We start from the raw sequence: 17,254 nt of genomic DNA, 5'->3' as shown, positions 1-17,254 counted from the left end.
CTCAGAGTTGAAACAGCATCTTCGCGATGATGCCGCGCTGGACTTCGCTCGTGCCGCCATAAATGGTCGAAGCACGACGGAAGAACATTTCGGTGGCGACGCCGCGACCCACTTGCTCGCGAGGCAACGCCTCTTCGCGCATGGCGTCGTGAGGCTCGGGATAGGCCACGGCGCCGTAGTCGCCTAAAGCCTCGACCATGCACTCGGTGAGCTTCTGCTGCAATTCGGTGCCGCGTACCTTGAGAATCGAGCCCATCGCGTGCGCGGCGAGGCTGTGATCCTGCTCCAGCGCCGCCACGCGCTTGACCATCATCGCCATCGCGTCGATCTCGGCCTCCAGACGCGCGAGCCTCGACATGAAGCCGTGCTCCTCGACGAGCGGCGCGCCTTCCACCTGTTCGCTCGACGCAATCTGCTTGAGCCTGCCGAGGCATCTGCGCAGGAACGGCAGATCGGCGGCGCCGGCATGCTCGTTGTTGAGCAGGAATTTGGTGATCGTCCAGCCATCGCCGTCGGCACCGATCCGATGACTCACCGGCACGCGCACGTTGTCGAAGAACGTCTCGTTCAGATGATGGCAATCGTCGATGCTGCGAATCGGACGTACCGTGATACCCGGCGTCTTCATGTCCACGAGCAGGAATGTGATGCCCGCCTGCTTCTTCACCTCGGCGTTCGTGCGAACGAGCAGGAAGATCCAGTCGGCTTCGTGCGCGTAACTCGTCCAGATCTTCTGACCGTTCACGACGTAGTGGTCGCCCTCCAGCTCAGCGCGCGTGCGCAACGAGGCAAGATCGGAACCGGAGCCGGGCTCCGAGAAACCCTGGCACCACAGCCGCTCGCCATTCAGGATACGCGGGATGTGCTCGGCCTTTTGCTCAGGCGTGCCAAATTCATTGACCACGGGCGCCAGCAGCTTCTGCCCGAGGAAATCCTGCGTCGGCGCGCCAGCGGCCACACATTCCTCATCGAAGGCGAGCCGTTGCAGCACCGTCCAACCGGTGCCGCCGTGCTCCTTCGCCCAGTACGGCGCCCCCCAGCCCCGCTCGTTGAGGATGCGCTGCCAGCGCACGAGATCCTCGCGCGCCGAGCGCACGCTGCCCACGGGATTGCCGGGCAGATCGGCGGGGAAGCACTCGCGCAGGAACGCGCGCACTTCCTCGCGAAATGAGTCCAGCCCCGGATCGGATTGGAAGTCCATCTGGCGCTCCGCCTCAGATGCGGTACATCGTCACGACGCACGCACCGCCGAGGCCCACGTTGTGCTGCAACGCCACGCGCGCGCCTTCGACCTGACGCTTGTCGGCGTTGCCGCGCAACTGCTGAACCAGCTCCGTGCATTGCGCGAGACCCGTCGCGCCAATCGGGTGCCCCTTCGAAAGCAGCCCGCCCGACGGGTTGACGACGTAGCGGCCGCCGTACGTGTTGTCGCCGTCGTCGATAAACTTCGCCGCTTCGCCTTCCGGGCAGAGGCCAAGCGCCTCGTACATGATCAGTTCGTTATGCGCGAAGCAGTCGTGCAACTCGACCACATCCACATCGTCCGCACCCACGCCCGCCTGTTCGTACACCTTGCTCACCGCTTCCTGCGCCAGGCCGAAGCCGGCCGTGTAGCGCAGGTCGTCGCCTTCGAGGGCGGCCGGACGGTCGGTCGTCAGCGCCTGCGCGGCGATCCACACACGCGAGTCCAGCCCATGCTTCTTCGCGTAGTCTTCGCTGCACAGCACGGCGGCGGCCGCGCCGCAAGTCGGCGGGCAAGCCATCAGGCGCGTCATCACGCCAGGCCACATCACCTTGTCGGCAAGAACTTCTTCGGGAGTGACGACCTGGCGGAACACAGCGAGCGGGTTGTTCGCCGCGTGACGGCTCGCCTTTGCGCGGACCTTCGCGAACGACTCGATCGTCGTGCCGAAACGCTTCATGTGTTCGAGACCCGCGCCGCCGAAGATGCGCAGCGCCGGCGCTACTTCGGGTGGCACGCCAAGGCGGTCGCATTGCGCGAAGAACAGATCGAGCGGCAACGGCCGGTCGGTGAAGTAGCTGCCGAGCGCGCCCGCGTTCATCTGTTCGAAACCGACCACCAGCGCGACGTCGAGCGCGCCCGCTTCGATCGCCTGACGCGCAAGGTAAAGCGCGCTCGAACCCGTCGAACAGTTGTTGTTGACGTTGATGATCGGCAGCCCCGTCATGCCGACGTGATACAGCGCGCGCTGGCCCGCCGTGGAATCGCCGTAGACGAAGCCCGCGTAGGCTTGCTGAATCGCCTGATACTCGACCCGCGCGTCAGCGAGCGCGAGACGCGCCGCTTGCGCGCCCATCAGATCGTACGTCTCGCTGGCACCGGGCTTGGTGAACGGGACCATGCCCACGCCGGCCACCACTACTTTGCGCGTCATACTTGCTCCTTTTTCCGTTGTGTACGCCGTCATGGCGAACTGGTTACGTTGCATGATATGAGCGGCCTGAACGCATACGCCCCCTCCTTTTTTGGGAGGTTCGACAACGCGGCCTTCGCGCTTCATGTCGTTTCGGGTACACCTGCTACGGCGGCCCGGCTCCCCCTCGATCGGAGAGGGGACGCTGCCTCACCATCCCTCTCATCCTGTGACCTTCGCTTCCGGGCCGCGAGGTGCGTCACGCGCCTTCCCGCATGAGTCCAACGTCACCGGCAGCCTCACATGAAAGAGCCCTACATCCGGTGTCAGCCCCTGCATACACGGCAAATCACCTGAGCAGTAAGACGCTTCACCACCGCCTGATCAGTTCATCGCTTGAGAGGAAACGACGTGAATCGAAACGCCCCGGACAACGCTCTCTCCGCGGCCGGAAATGACGGCCCGGCTGCACCCGATCCTCTCGCCGCACTCGCGCGGCAGTACTGGGATCAGCAATGGAGGGTGTGGCAAACGCTCGCCGGCGCTAGCCCTGGCGCGGAGAATTCGTCGAAGCACATCGAGCCCGCCGCGGCCGACCGCCGCTTCGATGCGCCGGAATGGCGCTCGCATCCGTGGTACGCCGCACTGATGCAGTCGTATCTGGCCAACGCGGACCTGCTCGCGGGCATGGTCGGCAGCGTGGAAGCCGATGCGAAAACACGGCAACGCCTGCGCTTCATGACCCGCCAGCTGATCGACGCAGCGAGCCCCGCCAACTTCGCGCTCACGAATCCGGAGGCCGCGCGCCTCGCGCTCGAATCGGCCGGCGCTACGCTGTGCACCGGTCTCGCGAACTGGCTCACCGACACGCAGCGCGGCCAGATGCACATCACCGACGAGGACGCCTTCGAAGTGGGCCGCAACGTGGCCACGTCCGTCGGCACGGTGGTCTTCGAAAACGAACTGATGCAATTGATCCAGTACGCGCCACTCACTGCGAAGGTCGCGCGTCGGCCGCTGCTGATCGTGCCGCCGTGCGTGAACAAGTTCTATATCCTCGATCTGCAGCCACGCAATTCGTTCGTACGATTCGCCCTCGAAGAGGGCTATAGCGTTTTCCTGATCTCCTGGCGCAATCCGCGCGACGAGTCGCGGCACACCACCTGGGACGACTACCTGGAGCAGGGCGTGATGCAAGCGATCCGCGTCACGCTTGCGATCACGGGCGCGGATCAGGTCAATACGCTCGGCTGGTGCGTCGGCGGTACGATGCTGGCCTCCGCGCTGGCGGTGCTCGCTGCACGCGACCAACGGCCCGCTGCGAGCATGACGCTGCTCACCACGTTGCTCGACTTCGCGGAGCCCGGCGATCTCGGCACGTTCGTCGACGAACGCGTCGTCGCGCAGGTCGAGCAAATACATGGCGGCGGCGGCCTCCTCGACGGCAGGGCGCTGGCGTTCGTCTTCCAGTCGCTGCGCGCGAACGAACTGATCTGGCCTTACGTCGCAGGCAACTATCTGCAAGGGCAAACGCCGCCTGCGTTCGACCTGCTCTACTGGAACAGCGACGCGACCAATCTGCCCGGCCCGATGTACACGTGGCTGCTGCGTCACGGCTACCTCCAGAACGAGCTGTGCATGCCGGGCAAGCTGAGCGTTTGCGGCGCGCCGTTCGATCTGGGCAAGACGAACACACCCGCCTACGTGCTCGCCACCGAACGCGATCATCTCGTACCGTGGCGCCCGGCCTGGCGGACGACGCAACTGCTCGGCGGCGAGACGCAGTTCGTGCTCGCCGCGAGTGGTCATATCGCTGGCGTCATCAATGCGCCGTCCGCGAACAAGCGCAACTACTGGACCGGCGGCGAGCATGAGGCCTCCGATGCCGACGACTGGTTCGCCCACGCCACGCCACACGACGGCAGTTGGTGGCCGCACTGGAGCAACTGGCTGCGGCAGTACGCGGGGAAAAATATCGCTGCGCCGAAACGTGCCGGCAACGATGCGCATTGCGCCATCGAGCCGGCACCCGGCCGCTATGTGAAGGAGCGCCTCACGTGAGCGACCACTGGCGCACAGTAGCCAGAGAACTACCGTGGCACCAGTAGCGCGTGAATCATCCTCGCGATCAGAACCGGCGTATCGGGCTCGGCAAGGTAAGCCGGTCGCACGAGCAACATGGCGCGTGCCAGCGCGATCAGCGTTTGCACGACGAGGAACTGGACTTGCTCGACGTCGTCCTCGCTGATTTCGTCGGCAAAACGCACGAATAGCGCTGGAACGACAAGGGCGTGCGTGATCTCCTCGGACTTCACGAAGTCAAGGCGAACCAGTTCGTCATAACGGGTCATGCGTAGGCACACATCCGGGTCCAGCCGGATCCGCTCTGCATAGATGCCAAGCCCTGCCCTGACGATCAGCAGAATGCCGTCCAACAGCGAGGCCTGCGCGGGCAACGCCGCGATGCGTGCGCGCAGCGTCGCGTAGACGTCGGCGCGAAACGCGTCGAAGATCGCCGCGACCAGCGCGTCCATCGTCGGGTAGTACTCGAAGATCGAACTGGACGCCACGCCCGATACGTCGGCGAGATGCAGTACGGTCAAGGCTTCGCGCCCTTCTTCATCGAGAATCTGCCGCGCCGCCTGCATCAGCGCGTCGACCAGCGCGACCGACCGGGCTTGTCGCGGCGACTTGCGCGGCGCCAAGGGCATTTCCAGTTCGATGAGGAGGTCGGCCGGATCATGCTGGTCCAACGCGCCATGCGCGCCCCAGAGCCTTTGCACGGGGGGCGCCGATGTCGGCGATCTGCGGCTGTCCATGTCCGTTCTCCGTCGCCTCCACCGCATGGCGACATGCTTTCCGAAGGCGTATGAGTCGATGATTGTCAGGCTGTCGGCACGTCTGGCCCTCCTGCAATCTAACCGCCGTTGCCGCGCGTGTCCCCCCTCTTGCGGATAGCAGCCTGTGAGCAGTGCAACTCCCCGGCCGTCGACGAACAAAACGCAAACTACGCGGACCAGGGTCGCGCGCATCGAACGATTTTCCCTTTGTTTTCAGGGCATTCAGTGCATCCCGGGAGAGCGCGAATCCGGAGCGGACAGCGCGTTTCGCAGACCTATACTGGCCTCGTTCGATCGACAGCACGCTCTCTAACAGGACATCTCAACTTCATGAACAAGCCCATTGCACCGATGATCATTCGCGGCGAGGTCATCACGGACAACCTGATCGAAGTGGGTGGCCGAGGCGGCGATCTCGCCTTCCTCACGCCCGACGCCCATCGCTATCTCGATGCGCTGCCGCTTGGCAATCCCGCGAAGCTGGCCGATCTTTACGAGCTATCGTTCGACGACATCCTCGACTTCGCCGTCGCGCTCGGCGCGAGGCTCGATCTGACGACGAATGCACACCTGCAACAGGCCTGCGAACTGTCGTACCGGACCGCGCCGACCACGCCCAGTCTCGTCAAGTCGAGCTATCTCGGTCTGCGTCACATGCTCACGCGCGAAGCCATCGTCGAGGCAGTGGACAGCACGGTCGGCATCAAGTATCTGGAGGGATGGGTCAGCCAGCGTCTCATCGATGGCACGGAGCTCGAAATCCGCTGCTTCGGTTCGCGCGCGCTGCATATCGTCGCCGGCAACTCACCAGCGGTTTCGCTCCTGACCATCCTGCGCAACATGGTGCTGCGCAGTGACGCGATCATCAAGGCGCCGTCGAACGATCCGTTCACGGCGCTCGCCATCGCACGCACGATGGTCGATATGGCGCCGGACCATCCGCTCACGCGACACCTGAGCGTCGCCTACTGGAAAGGTGGCGACGAGGCCTTCGAAGAACGCCTGTATCAGCCGCACAATCTCGAGAAGATCGTCGCATGGGGCGGCTTCGCTTCGATGAAACACGTGAGCCGGTATATCCAACCCGGGCTCGAACTGATTTCGCTCGACCCCAAGCGCAGCGCAAGCATCATCGGCGCGGACACCTTCGCTAGCGAATCAAACGTGAGCGAGGCGGCCACGCGTCTGGCGAGCGATATCGGCGCGCTCAACCAGAAGGGTTGCGTGAACGCGCGGGTCGTCTACGTCCAGTGCGGCACCGACGCGGCAGGCCTGAAACAACTGGACGGCTTCGGACGCGCGGTCTACGAAGCACTGCAAAACCTGCCCAATAGCTTGAGCACGCCGGCCAAACGTTACGACGCGGGTCTGAAGGCACACGTCGACGCATTGCGCCTCGACGACGAATGGTACGAGGTGATAGGCGGCAAGGATGGCGAGGGCGCAGTGATCGTGTCGAAGATCTCCGAGCCGGTGTCGTTCTCGACGCAGCTCGACGACCGCACCGTCAACCTGGTCCCCGTCGATTCGCTCGACGAGGTGATGGACGCCGTCGACGCTTACACGCAAACCGTCGGCATCTACCCCGAAGCGCTCAAGGACGAGCTCAAGAACCGCCTGCCGCTGCACGGCGCGCAGCGCATCGTCTCGCTCGGCTACGCGGTGGCGATGAAATGGGCCGCGCCGCAGGACGCGATCGAGCCGCTGCGCCGCATGGGCAAGTGGATCTCCAATCAGATCAACACGCCGCACCTCACGCCGGGGCCGTGGCAACGGCCGCCGCTCGCCTGATCCCCTTTCCTCCTTCCACGAGAACACGACATGACAAGCTGTTTGGGCTATGGCGCCCGCGAGGCCTATGGCGCGCTCGCTCCCATGCACCTGGAGCGGCGCGCACTGCGCGCCGACGACGTGGCGATCGATATCGCCTTTTGCGGGGTGTGCCACTCGGACGCCCACCAGATCAACAACGACTGGAAGAACACGGTCTACCCTTGCGTCCCCGGTCATGAAATCGTCGGCCACGTGACGGCGGTCGGTCCGGAAGTCACGCGTTTCAAGGTCGGCGACCGCGTGGCGGTAGGCTGCCTCGTCGATAGCTGCCTGCAATGCGACTCCTGCGCGGCTGACGAAGAGCAGCTCTGCGTGCAAGGGCCGACAGCAACCTACAACGGCCGCGATCGTCAGACAGGCACACTCACGTTCGGCGGCTACGCGGATCACATCGTCGTGCGCGAACACTTCGTGCTGCGCGTGCCGGACACGCTTGACCCGTTCCTCGCCGCGCCGCTGCTCTGCGCGGGAATTACGGTTTGGAATCCACTGCGCAAGTACGGCGTGGGCGCCGGCACGAAAATGGCGGTGGTCGGCCTGGGTGGGCTCGGCCATCTTGCCGTGAAGCTAGGTGTCGCGCTCGGCGCGGAGGTGACCGTCATCACGAGTTCGCCGGGCAAGGTCGACGACGCGCTCAAGCTCGGCGCGCACCGGGTGTTGCTGTCGAGCGGTGCGCAGGCCATGCAGGGCGCCGCCAACTCGTTCGACTTCATTCTCGACACGATTCCACAGCGTCACGACACGAATCCGTATCTGATGCTGCTGGGTCGCGACGGCAAGCTCGTCGTGGTGGGCGCGATCGACCTGCTCGAACCGGTCCACGGCGGCCTCCTGATCCGCAACAACCGCACGCTGGCGGGCTCGCTGATCGGCGGCGTTCGCGCCACACAGGCGCTGCTCGACTTTTGCGCCGAACATCAGGTGCTGCCCGAGTGCGAGCTGATCGAAATGGGCGACATCAACGAGGCCTTCAGCCGGATGAAGAAGAACGACGTCAAGTATCGCTTTGTCATCGACATGGCGACGCTGCGGGAACCGACGGCGCGCTGAAGCGCGTCGAGGTGCGCAGGACGACGACGGGGCGCGGCGCGCGGACCTCGCCAGCCGCTTCAGTCGGGTTGTTCGATCAGGAGAAGCGGCATGAGCGCGGCGCGCAGCGCATCGCTCAACGGCTTGGGCTTACGCGTGACGCGATCCACGTAGACATGCACGAAATGCCCCTGCGCGGCGGGGATCGCGTCGCACTCGCGGAACAAACCGATCTCGTAGCGCACACTCGACGTGCCGATCCGCACCGCGCACAGCCCCACGGTCAGACGGTCGGGAAACGCCACCGAGGAAAAGTATTCACACTGCGTCTGCACCACGAGCCCGATCGCATCACTGGATTCGAAATCCAGCACGCGCTCGCGCAGCAGATACTCGTTCACCACCGTATCGAAGTAGCTGTAATAGACGACGTTGTTCACGTGTCCGTACACGTCGTTGTCCATCCAGCGCGTCTGGATAGGCAGCAAATAGGGGTACGCGTCGCGCCCCCGGGCGAGAGGGTTTTTCATACTGTTTCAGCGAATGATTCGTCGCGCGAGGAGGCGACATCCGAATTGGCCTACGCAGTATAGGAATGGCGAGGCGCGCCCGCGCCTCCACAATGGAGGGGGCCCACCGCCCATCCCCCTCCAAACGAGGGGAGATTCCGCCAGCCCGTTCGCCCTATAGTCGCCCAAGGCCGGATACGCGTGCGCCAACGCACGGCGATCCTCGCCCGTGCCTGGTGCCATCTGTTTGGGGCGATGCTGCAACGATGCAATTCACGAAACTGCTGATCGAGACCCGGTTCGCGCCGCCGCGCATCGGCGCACACCACGTCGCGCGCACCGACCTGCTCGATGCGCTGGCGCAGGTGCGCCAGCGTGCGCTCGCGCTGATCACCGGAGGCGCAGGCTATGGCAAGACGACGCTGCTTGCCCAGTGGCGTCAACGCTGCCTTCAGGATCACGCGAAAGTGGCGTGGCTCTCGCTCACCAGCGATGACAAGGGCTTCGGGGACTTTTGTCTGGTCCTGTTCGCCGCGCTGCAAAAGCTCGGTGTTGCCGTCGATCTGGATGTGCCGGTGGAGCAGGCCAGCGCCGCGTCGGTTGACGAAGCGGCCTCGGCACTCCTCGCCGCGCTTGCCCGACAGACCGGCGAGCTGTATCTGATCCTCGACGACTATCACCATGTCGAGGACCCCGGCGCACATCGACTCGTGCAGCGTCTCGTCGAACGCTGCACGCCGAATCTGCACCTGCTGATCGCCTCGCGCGTCACGCCACCGCTGAGCCTCGGCCGTCTGCGCGTGATGGACCGGCTCGTCGAAATCGGCAGCGCGCAGCTGCCGTTCCTATCCCCCGAAACACGCAGCTTTCTCGAAGGCAATCTCGGCATCGGCAACGTCAGCGCCGACGATACCAGCCTCGTCCACGAACTGACGGGCGGCTGGCCGTCCTGCCTGCAACTGATCGTCATCATGTTGCGCAACCGGCCGGGCGCGCGCACGCGCCTGCGCGACCTCGTCTGCCGCTCGAACGATTTGCAGACCTGGCTGAGCGAGGAGGTGATCGCCACGCTGCCGCCCGATCTCGTCGCACTGGCCGAGACCCTGTCGATCTTCCGGCGCTTCAACGCGCCGCTCGCCGCATTCGTGAGCGGCAACCCGGCTGCGCCAGCGCTGCTCGCGCGCATGGAGCGCGAGAATCTGCCGCTTCAACACGTCGAGCTCGACGAGCACGTCTCGTGGTTCCGCTTTCATCGTCTCTTTGCGGAATTCCTCATCACGCGGGTCGAGCGGCGCGGCGCTGCCGCGCTCGCCGAGCTGCACCGGCGCGCGAGCCATTGGTTCGCCCAGAACGATCTGCTGGCCGAGGCTGTGCGCCACGCGAACCTCGCTGGAGACGTGACGCTGGCGGCGCAGTTCATCGAACGCGCGGCACCGGCCACGTGGACGCTCTCCTATCTTGCGCCCGCGCTGAACCTGCTGGAGCGGCTGCCCCGCGAGACGCTATTCGAGCGGCCGCGCCTCGCGCAACTCGCCTGTCTCGCGATCGCCCTCAGGCTTCGGCCGGCGCGCGCCGAGGCCGGGCTTGCCCAATTGGGCGTCGTCGAGGGAACCGCCCGTGCCTCGCTCGTGCGCAGTCTGCCGCTCGTTCGCGCGGTCATCGCGTTGCAGCGCGACGATACCCAACGGACGATCGATCTGCTCGAATCGCATGATGCGGACATCGCCGGCAACCCTTTTCTGCGCTATCTGAGGCTCTCCGCGCTCACGATGGCGTATGCGGGCGCCGGACGCCATGCCGATGCGCGCAAGCTGCTGGAAACCGAGCCCATCCCGGAGGCGGACCGCAACAACGACATGATGCTCATGGCACAAAGCACGGTCGCACTCTCGCTACTGCTCGAAGGCGATGCGCGCGAAGCGGCGGCGCTCGCCTCGAGCCTGTACGCTCGTGCGCTGCACACGTTCGGCCAGCATTCGGCGTGCGCCAATGTCTGCTCGGCCTTTCTCGCGGACGCGCACTATGAACTGAACCGGATCGACGACGCGCGCGAAACGCTGGCGAACCGTCACGGGCTGCTGGAATCGTCGGGGATGGAGGTCACCGTGCTCGCGTCGCTGTGCCGCGCGCGGCTCGATCTGTTGCAGGAAGACGCGGAAACCGCGCTCGCGTTCCTGCGCCAGCAGGCAGCACGTTTTCGCAGTCTCGGCTATGAACGGCCTCTCGCGCTCATGCTCGCGGAGCAGGTACGCATCCACGTACGCAACGGTCATAGCGCGGCGGCAGAGGCCCTGCTGCAATCGCTCGACGCGTTAGCGAAATCTCACGCCGACAGCCGGGGCTTTCTGGCCGAGATCCCGATTGCGGCTGCACTCGCCCACGCCCGCGTGGCACTCGGAAGCGATCCTGCCCGCGCGCTGCTGGCATTGGAGGAGGCGCGCCGGCGCGCACTCGCGATCGGACGTGGCCGGCTGCTGACGCTCGTCGATCTGCTCGCCGCTCGCGCGCTCGCGAGTCTCGGACGCGCCGAGGACGCGATGGCATCGCGCAGTCGCGCCGTTCAGTACGGATGCCGCTATGGGCTCGTGCGAACGTTTCTCGACGAAGGCACCCTGGCTCGCGATGAACTCGCCCTGCTAGTGCAGGCGCAGCCGCTGCAAGGCCCCGCGCTCGCGTTCGCACAAGACCTGCTCTCGACATGGCCGCGCGTGGCGGAAGCGGAAAGCGCGGCGCTCCCGCGCCAGGACAGCGGCGCGCGCAGCGCAAAGACCGCGCTCACCCAGCGCGAAATCGAAATCCTCAGCCTCGTCGCGCAGGCGATGCCGAACAAGCGCATCGCGCTCGCGCTCAGCATCACCGTCGAAACAGTGAAGTGGAACTTGCGCAACGTCTTCGCCAAGCTCGGGGTTTCGCGCCGCTACGACGCGATGGTCTGGGCCCGCACCCAGAAGCTGATCGACTGATTCAACGGGGCTCGCCATCCTGCGCGCCGCCGCCCAGGAGTGCGCACAGCATTCGCGCCACCCGATGGGGTGTCTGCGGATCGGCGAGACTTTCCGGCCTGTCGAGCACCATTGCCCGTGGCAGGGCCATCAACGTCTGATAGACGAGAAACTGCGCCTTATTCGGGTCCTGCACGCGAATTTCAGGTGCGAAGCGCGCGAGCAGCGCAGGCGTGACTTCGAGCGTCCAGAACGCGTCGGGCTTGACGAGGTTCAGGCGCACCAGCTCGTCGTAATGCGCGGCCTTCACGTTGAAGACGGGGTCGATGCAAGACCATTTCCGCAACAGCTCGATGCCGATTTCAAGCACGAGTACGAACCCGTCATGAAGCGTACTCTCGGGCGGTAATGCGGCGATGCTGTGCAGCAAGCGCTGCCGGTACTCCGTGCGATGGTCGTCGAAGATGGCGGCGATCAGGTCATCCATCGTCGGGAAGTATTTGTAGATCGAACTCGGCGCAATGCCCGCGCGTTGCGCGAGCGCACTCACGGAGAGCGCCGCACGGCCTTCCTGCTCCAGTATCTCGCGAGCTGCGCGCTTGAGCGTTCCCAATAGCTTGACCGAGCGCGCCTGGGTCGGATGCTTGCGCAGTCCCGACGGTATGGCCAGCCGGATCACTGACGGGTCTGCCGCGCGGGCGTCGTCCTGTTTGCTCATCTCTTTACGCTCCTGCCAAACGTCGGGCGGCGTTGCGCCCCAATCTATGCCCGCCGCTCCGCTGCAACGACCGTGCAGGTATGGAGAATTTGCCCGTGAGACGCTTGCCTCATCAGCGGATTTTTTCTTCCAATCAACGACTTGCGCTTCGACACGAGAAGGCGGAACGCGGAGCGCAAAGCCGGGGGGCCGTTCATATACTGATTCCTCCTTCAAACGCGCATTCGCGCCAGACGCAAAGCCACCCACCAAACGGCGAAACGTGCGCGTTCGTTCCCATTCATTTCAGGATCCCTTATGTCAACGATACCGCTGTCCATTGACGAACAAACCGGACTTCTGCTCGACGATCCCGCCACGCTGGCAAACCATTCGTGGCACCGGTGGCAACATCTGCCGCGCGCCGATGTCGAGGCGATGCAACTGGTGGGCCTGAAAGCGCGCTTCGCCGCGTTGCGCGAGCGCATCCCCGTGCTCAAGAAACTCGCGGACGCAGAAGGCATCGACCACATCGACGAACTGGACGACGTCGTGCCGCTCCTGTTCGAACACACCGTGTACAAGTCGTATCCGCCGTCGCTGCTCGACAAGTGCAACTTCACGCAGATCAACCGATGGATCGCGAAACTCGTCACCCCCGAAGTCGCCGATGCCATCCTCGCCGCCGACGTCAGTCAGTGCCGGGGTATCGATGATTGGCTCGCCACGATGGACGCGGCTGTCCCGCACCTTTGCATCAGCCACACCTCGGGTACGTCCGGCACGTTCTCGTTCCTGCCGCAAGGCACGCGCGAGTGGGAAAAGCTGCTGCAAATCCGCCGCATGGCCGTCTGGAACACGAACGGCCCCGACACACCTCAGCCCGAACTGCATGCGGTGTACCCGTATTTCCGCGCTGGCTTCTACAGCTATCTGCGCTCCAACCGGTACCTCATCAACACACTGCTGCCTGACGCAAACCATTTCCATGCGGCTTACCCGGAGACGCTCAGCTCCGACGTGGTGCACCTCGCCGCCAAGGCGCGCGTCGCGCACGCCAAAGGCACGCTGGACCGCTTCGAAATCCGCCCGGAGATGGCCGCCAGGAAGATGGCCTTCGACCAGTTGCAAGCGGAGATGCCGCGCCACCTGGCCGCTTTCTTCGAGCGCATCGCAAGCGAACTCAAAGGCAAGCGCGTGTACATGTCCGCGACCTGGAACCTGCTGCACAACATGGCGAAAGCCGGGCTCTCGAAGGGTCTCGAAGGCGTGTTCGACTCGGGCTCCTTCCTCAACACGTCCGGCGGCGCCAAGGGCATCGTGCAGCCCGAAGGCTGGCGTGATGACGTCCTGCGCTTCACGGGGGCGACGCGCCTGAACGAGACCTACTCGATGTCCGAGGTGATCGCCTCCCACCCGCGCTGCGAACACGGCCACTACCACTTCAGTCCCACCGCCATCCCGTTCGTGCTCGATCCGCAAACGAGCCGTCCGCTGCCGCGCACCGGGCGCGTCACAGGCCGCGCGGCGTTCTTCGATCTCGGCGCCGACTCGCGCTGGGGCGGCTTCATCACGGGCGACGAGATCACCGTGCACTGGGATGAGCCCTGTCCTTGTGGTCAACCGGGCGCGTATGTCGTGGGACCGATCCAGCGCTACAGCGAAAAACACGGCGGCGACGACAAGATCACCTGTGCGGCCTCCGAAAGCTCGCACCGCGAAGCGATGGACTTCCTCAACCGCGTGCAGGGCTGAACGGCCAAGCGCACAGTGCGTACAGCGCCGCGTCAATACGCGGCGCTGTAGATTGCAAGCGCGTCTTCCTCGGTGACCCGGCGCGGGTTGTTGACGAGTAGACGTGTCTGCAGCATCGCATCGCTCGCCATGCGGGGAAGATCCTCCTCGCGCACGCCAACCGCGCGCAGAGTCCGTGCAATGCCGGTCGCCTCGATCATCCGTTCGATCCGCTCGATCAGCGCATCGGTCTTTTCGACGTCGCTGCCATGCGCATCCGGCGCCACGATGGACGCGAGCCGCGCATACCAGTGCGAGGCGGCGAGACTGTTGAAGCGCAGGACATGCGGCAGCACGAGCGCGTTCGACAATCCATGCGGAACATGAAAGATCCCTCCGACGGGATAGGCCAGCGCATGCACCGCTGCAACGGGCGCATTCGCGAACGCCTGTCCCGCCAGCATCGCGCCGAGCAGCATCGCCTCGCGCGCGGCGCGGTCGTTGCCGTCGTCGCAGGCGCGCAGCAGATGACGTGACAGCAACGCCAGGGCGTGCTCGGCGAGCATGTCCGAGAGCGGGTTCTTCGCGTGAATCGACGTATAAGCCTCGATCGCATGAACCATTGCGTCGATGCCGGTTGCGGCCGTCGCATGAGGCGGCAGGCCGAGCGTCAGTTCGGCATCGAGGATCGCCATGTCGGCGAACAACTGGGGCGCCACGACTCCGGTCTTGGTCGTCTCGCCGGTGGTGACGATCGACACGGCGGTTACCTCCGAGCCGGTGCCGGCCGTCGTCGGGATCTGGACGAGCGGCAGCCTGTGGCCGGTCACTTTGCGCACGCCGTAAATATCGGTGAGCGCCTGCTGGCCCGTGGCGAGCACGGCGATCAGCTTGGCGACGTCCATCGACGAGCCGCCGCCGAGCCCGAGCACGACCTGCACGCCGCTCGCCTTCGCGCGCTCCGTCGCTGCGAGAACGACCTGTTCGGGCGGATCGGCCACGACGTCGTCGATGACCGTTACGTTCCATCCGTGCCGGTGCAGGTCATCCAGCGCCGGATCGAGCAGGCCGCCTTGATGGAGAAAGCGGTCGGTCACCACGCACAGACGCTCGAGGCCCGGATAGCGCTCGCGCAGCACCGCTCCCAAGCGACGAGCCGCACCATACTCGACGAGAACAGCCGGCACGGTCGCGAACTGGAATGTAGACATGGTCTTTTTTTCGAATCGACGGAAACGCCGGCGATCACCGGCTACATGTTCGGATAGTTCGGGCCGCCGCCGCCTTCGGGTGCAACCCACACGATGTTCTGCGTCGGGTCCTTGATGTCGCAGGTCTTGCAGTGCAGACAATTCTGCGCGTTGATTTGCAGACGATCCTCGTCGTGCTCGTCCTTCACGAATTCATAGACGGCCGCCGGGCAAAACCGCGCTTCAGGCCCCGCGTACCTCTCGAGGTTGATGCCGACCGGCACGCTCGCGTCCTTCAACGTCAGATGCACGGGCTGGTTTTCCTCGTGATTCGTATTCGAAATGAACACCGACGAGAGGCGGTCGAACGTGAGCTTGCCGTCGGGCTTCGGATACTCGATCGACTCACACTGCGCCGCCGGCTTCAGCATCTCGTGATCGCGATGCTGGTGACGCAGTGTCCAGGGCACCCTGCCGCCCAGCAGTTTCTGCTCGATGCCTACCATCAGCGTGCCCAGGTACAGGCCCTTGCTCATCCACTGCTTGAAGTTGCGCGCCTTGTACAGTTCCTCGTAGAGCCACGACTTCCTGAACGCTTCCGGGTAGGCCGTCAGTTCGTCGTGCTGGCGGCCTTCCTGCACCGCGTCGAACGCCGCCTCGGCGGCAAGCATGCCGGTCTTGATCGCCGCGTGGCTGCCCTTGATGCGCGAGGCGTTCAGAAAGCCAGCATTGTCACCAACGAGCGCGCCGCCGGGGAACGTCAGCTTCGGCAGCGACGTCAGACCGCCCGCCGTGATCGCGCGTGCGCCATAGGAAATGCGCTTGCCGCCTTCGAGAAACTTGCGGATTTCCGGGTGCGTCTTGTAACGCTGGAACTCCTCGAACGGCGACAGATACGGATTCGTGTAGCCGAGCCCCACGACGAAGCCCACCATCACCTGGTTGTTGTCGGTGTGGTAAAGATACGAGCCGCCGTAGGTCTGCGAATCGAGCGGCCATCCCGCGGTATGGATCACGAGACCGCTCTGATGCTTCGCCGGATCGATCTCCCAGAGTTCCTTGATGCCAATGCCATAGACCTGCGGGTTCGAATCCTTGTCGAGCTCGAACCTCTCGTTCAGTTGCCGGCCCAGATGCCCACGCGCACCCTCGCAAAACAGCGTGTACTTCGCGCGCAGCTCCATGCCGAGCTGGAAGTTCCCAGTCGGCTCGCCATCCTTGCCGACACCCATGTTGCCGGTGGCGACGCCCTTGACCGAGCCGTCTTCGTTGTAGAGAATTTCCGCGGCCGCGAAGCCGGGAAAAATTTCGACGCCCAGCGCCTCGGCCCTCGCCCCAAGCCACCGCGTAACGTTGGCGAGACTGATGACGTAGTTGCCGTGGTTCTTGAAGTTGTTGGGCAGCGCCCAGTTTGGCACTGCTTTCGCGCCCGTTTCCGAAAGAAAGAGAAAGCGGTCTTCGGTGACGGGCACGTTCAGCGGCGCGCCCGCTTCCTTCCAGTCGGGGATCAGTTCGCCGAGCGCGCGCGGATCCATGACCGCGCCCGAGAGAATATGCGCGCCGATTTCCGAGCCTTTCTCCAGTACGCATACGCCAAGCTCGACGCCTTTGTCAGCCGCTAGCTGCTTCAGACGGATCGCGGCGGACAGCCCTGCCGGGCCGCCGCCCACGATCACCACGTCGTATTCCATCGACTCGCGCACGGGCGCGAAGTCATCTTCAGTCACAGTCGAAATGCACATTACCCTGCGTCTCCATCCTTCCAATCGAGCGCCGTCCGAAGCGACGCCTTGCTGTTCTCAGGCCGGCACCGATGCGCGCCGCTGCGACCCAGCGGGATCGTAAAGCGCGCCCATCACCGGACGCCTTGGTGCCGGCGGAAAGACACACCACGATCCGTCGTCGTGGCGAAAGAAGACGAGCGCCATCGCGCCATCCTGACGAACCGACTCGACGCAGACATAGCGCCACAACTTGCGGCGCGAGCGGCTCACACGTGTGATCCGAAAACCGTTCCCGGCCTCCGCACCGAGCCACGATTCGACGACCTTGCGCAGCGATCTTTCCCGGACACTCATCGACCTCTCCTGCCAATCTGCACTCTC

The 17,254-nt window shown here is 64.6% G+C and carries 13 protein-coding genes; 5 read left to right on the top strand and 8 right to left on the bottom strand.

Annotated features, from left to right (window positions below; translation table 11 throughout):
- Position 1: 1 nt before the first annotated feature.
- Positions 2-1,201 carry an acyl-CoA dehydrogenase family protein gene (locus tag CI15_RS27900; RefSeq protein ID WP_062134445.1) on the bottom strand — a complete coding sequence of 400 codons (1,200 nt, stop codon included), beginning with the start codon at positions 1,199-1,201 and terminating at the stop codon, positions 2-4.
- A gap of 13 nt (positions 1,202-1,214) precedes the next feature.
- Positions 1,215-2,396: a lipid-transfer protein gene (locus CI15_RS27895; RefSeq protein ID WP_062134442.1), complete on the bottom strand. Its 1,182-nt coding sequence runs from the start codon at positions 2,394-2,396 to the stop codon at positions 1,215-1,217.
- A 390-nt stretch (positions 2,397-2,786) separates the two neighbouring features.
- Between CI15_RS27895 and phaC the strand changes: the two genes are divergently transcribed.
- Positions 2,787-4,436, top strand: coding sequence for a class I poly(R)-hydroxyalkanoic acid synthase (gene phaC, locus CI15_RS27890; protein ID WP_075643796.1), 1,650 nt, complete (start codon positions 2,787-2,789; stop codon positions 4,434-4,436).
- Positions 4,437-4,465: 29 nt separating this feature from the next.
- Here phaC and CI15_RS27885 read toward each other — a convergent pair whose 3' ends face one another.
- The gene (locus CI15_RS27885; RefSeq protein WP_082814321.1) at positions 4,466-5,194 is read right to left on the bottom strand and encodes a TetR/AcrR family transcriptional regulator; all 729 of its coding nucleotides are present in this window, start codon (positions 5,192-5,194) and stop codon (positions 4,466-4,468) included.
- 351 nt (positions 5,195-5,545) lie between these two features.
- Here CI15_RS27885 and CI15_RS27880 point away from each other — a divergent pair, with 351 nt between their 5' ends.
- Both CI15_RS27880 and CI15_RS27875 read left to right on the top strand, forming a co-directional pair.
- A complete protein-coding gene (locus CI15_RS27880; RefSeq protein ID WP_062134436.1) occupies positions 5,546-7,006 on the top strand; it encodes an acyl-CoA reductase in 1,461 nt (486 codons plus the stop codon).
- Between the two features lie 30 nt (positions 7,007-7,036).
- Positions 7,037-8,098, top strand: a complete 1,062-nt coding sequence (locus CI15_RS27875) for an NAD(P)-dependent alcohol dehydrogenase (protein ID WP_062134434.1) — start codon at positions 7,037-7,039, stop codon at positions 8,096-8,098.
- 59 nt (positions 8,099-8,157) lie between these two features.
- On the opposite strand, the gene CI15_RS27870 is transcribed toward CI15_RS27875, so the two are convergent.
- Positions 8,158-8,607, bottom strand: a complete 450-nt coding sequence (locus tag CI15_RS27870) for an acyl-CoA thioesterase (RefSeq protein ID WP_062134431.1) — start codon at positions 8,605-8,607, stop codon at positions 8,158-8,160.
- Positions 8,608-8,852: 245 nt separating this feature from the next.
- Between CI15_RS27870 and CI15_RS27865 the strand changes: the two genes are divergently transcribed.
- Positions 8,853-11,549, top strand: a complete 2,697-nt coding sequence (locus tag CI15_RS27865) for a winged helix-turn-helix domain-containing protein (RefSeq protein ID WP_062134429.1) — start codon at positions 8,853-8,855, stop codon at positions 11,547-11,549.
- Position 11,550: 1 nt separating this feature from the next.
- Here the strand turns inward: CI15_RS27865 and CI15_RS27860 are convergent, their stop codons facing one another.
- Positions 11,551-12,462, bottom strand: coding sequence for a TetR/AcrR family transcriptional regulator (locus CI15_RS27860; protein WP_241495961.1), 912 nt, complete (start codon positions 12,460-12,462; stop codon positions 11,551-11,553).
- 81 nt (positions 12,463-12,543) lie between these two features.
- Between CI15_RS27860 and CI15_RS27855 the strand changes: the two genes are divergently transcribed.
- On the top strand, positions 12,544-13,980 hold the full coding sequence (locus CI15_RS27855) for a hypothetical protein (RefSeq protein WP_062134422.1): 1,437 nt from the start codon (positions 12,544-12,546) through the stop codon (positions 13,978-13,980).
- A gap of 32 nt (positions 13,981-14,012) precedes the next feature.
- Here CI15_RS27855 and CI15_RS27850 read toward each other — a convergent pair whose 3' ends face one another.
- The 3 genes from CI15_RS27850 to CI15_RS27840 are packed head-to-tail and all read right to left on the bottom strand — an operon-like array spanning position 14,013 to position 17,227.
- Positions 14,013-15,170 (bottom strand): iron-containing alcohol dehydrogenase, encoded by a 1,158-nt coding sequence (locus tag CI15_RS27850; protein ID WP_062134419.1) that lies wholly within the window; start codon positions 15,168-15,170, stop codon positions 14,013-14,015.
- A gap of 41 nt (positions 15,171-15,211) precedes the next feature.
- Entirely contained in the window at positions 15,212-16,891 is a 1,680-nt protein-coding gene (locus tag CI15_RS27845; protein WP_062134416.1) for an electron transfer flavoprotein-ubiquinone oxidoreductase, read from the bottom strand.
- Between the two features lie 57 nt (positions 16,892-16,948).
- On the bottom strand, positions 16,949-17,227 hold the full coding sequence (locus tag CI15_RS27840) for a hypothetical protein (protein ID WP_062134413.1): 279 nt from the start codon (positions 17,225-17,227) through the stop codon (positions 16,949-16,951).
- Between the last annotated feature and the right edge of the window lie 27 nt (positions 17,228-17,254).

Origin of the sequence: Paraburkholderia monticola, assembly GCF_001580545.1 — a bacterium.
In the GTDB taxonomy this organism is placed as follows: Bacteria; Pseudomonadota; Gammaproteobacteria; order Burkholderiales; family Burkholderiaceae; genus Paraburkholderia; species Paraburkholderia monticola.
This window is presented reverse-complemented; position numbering and strand designations above follow the sequence as displayed.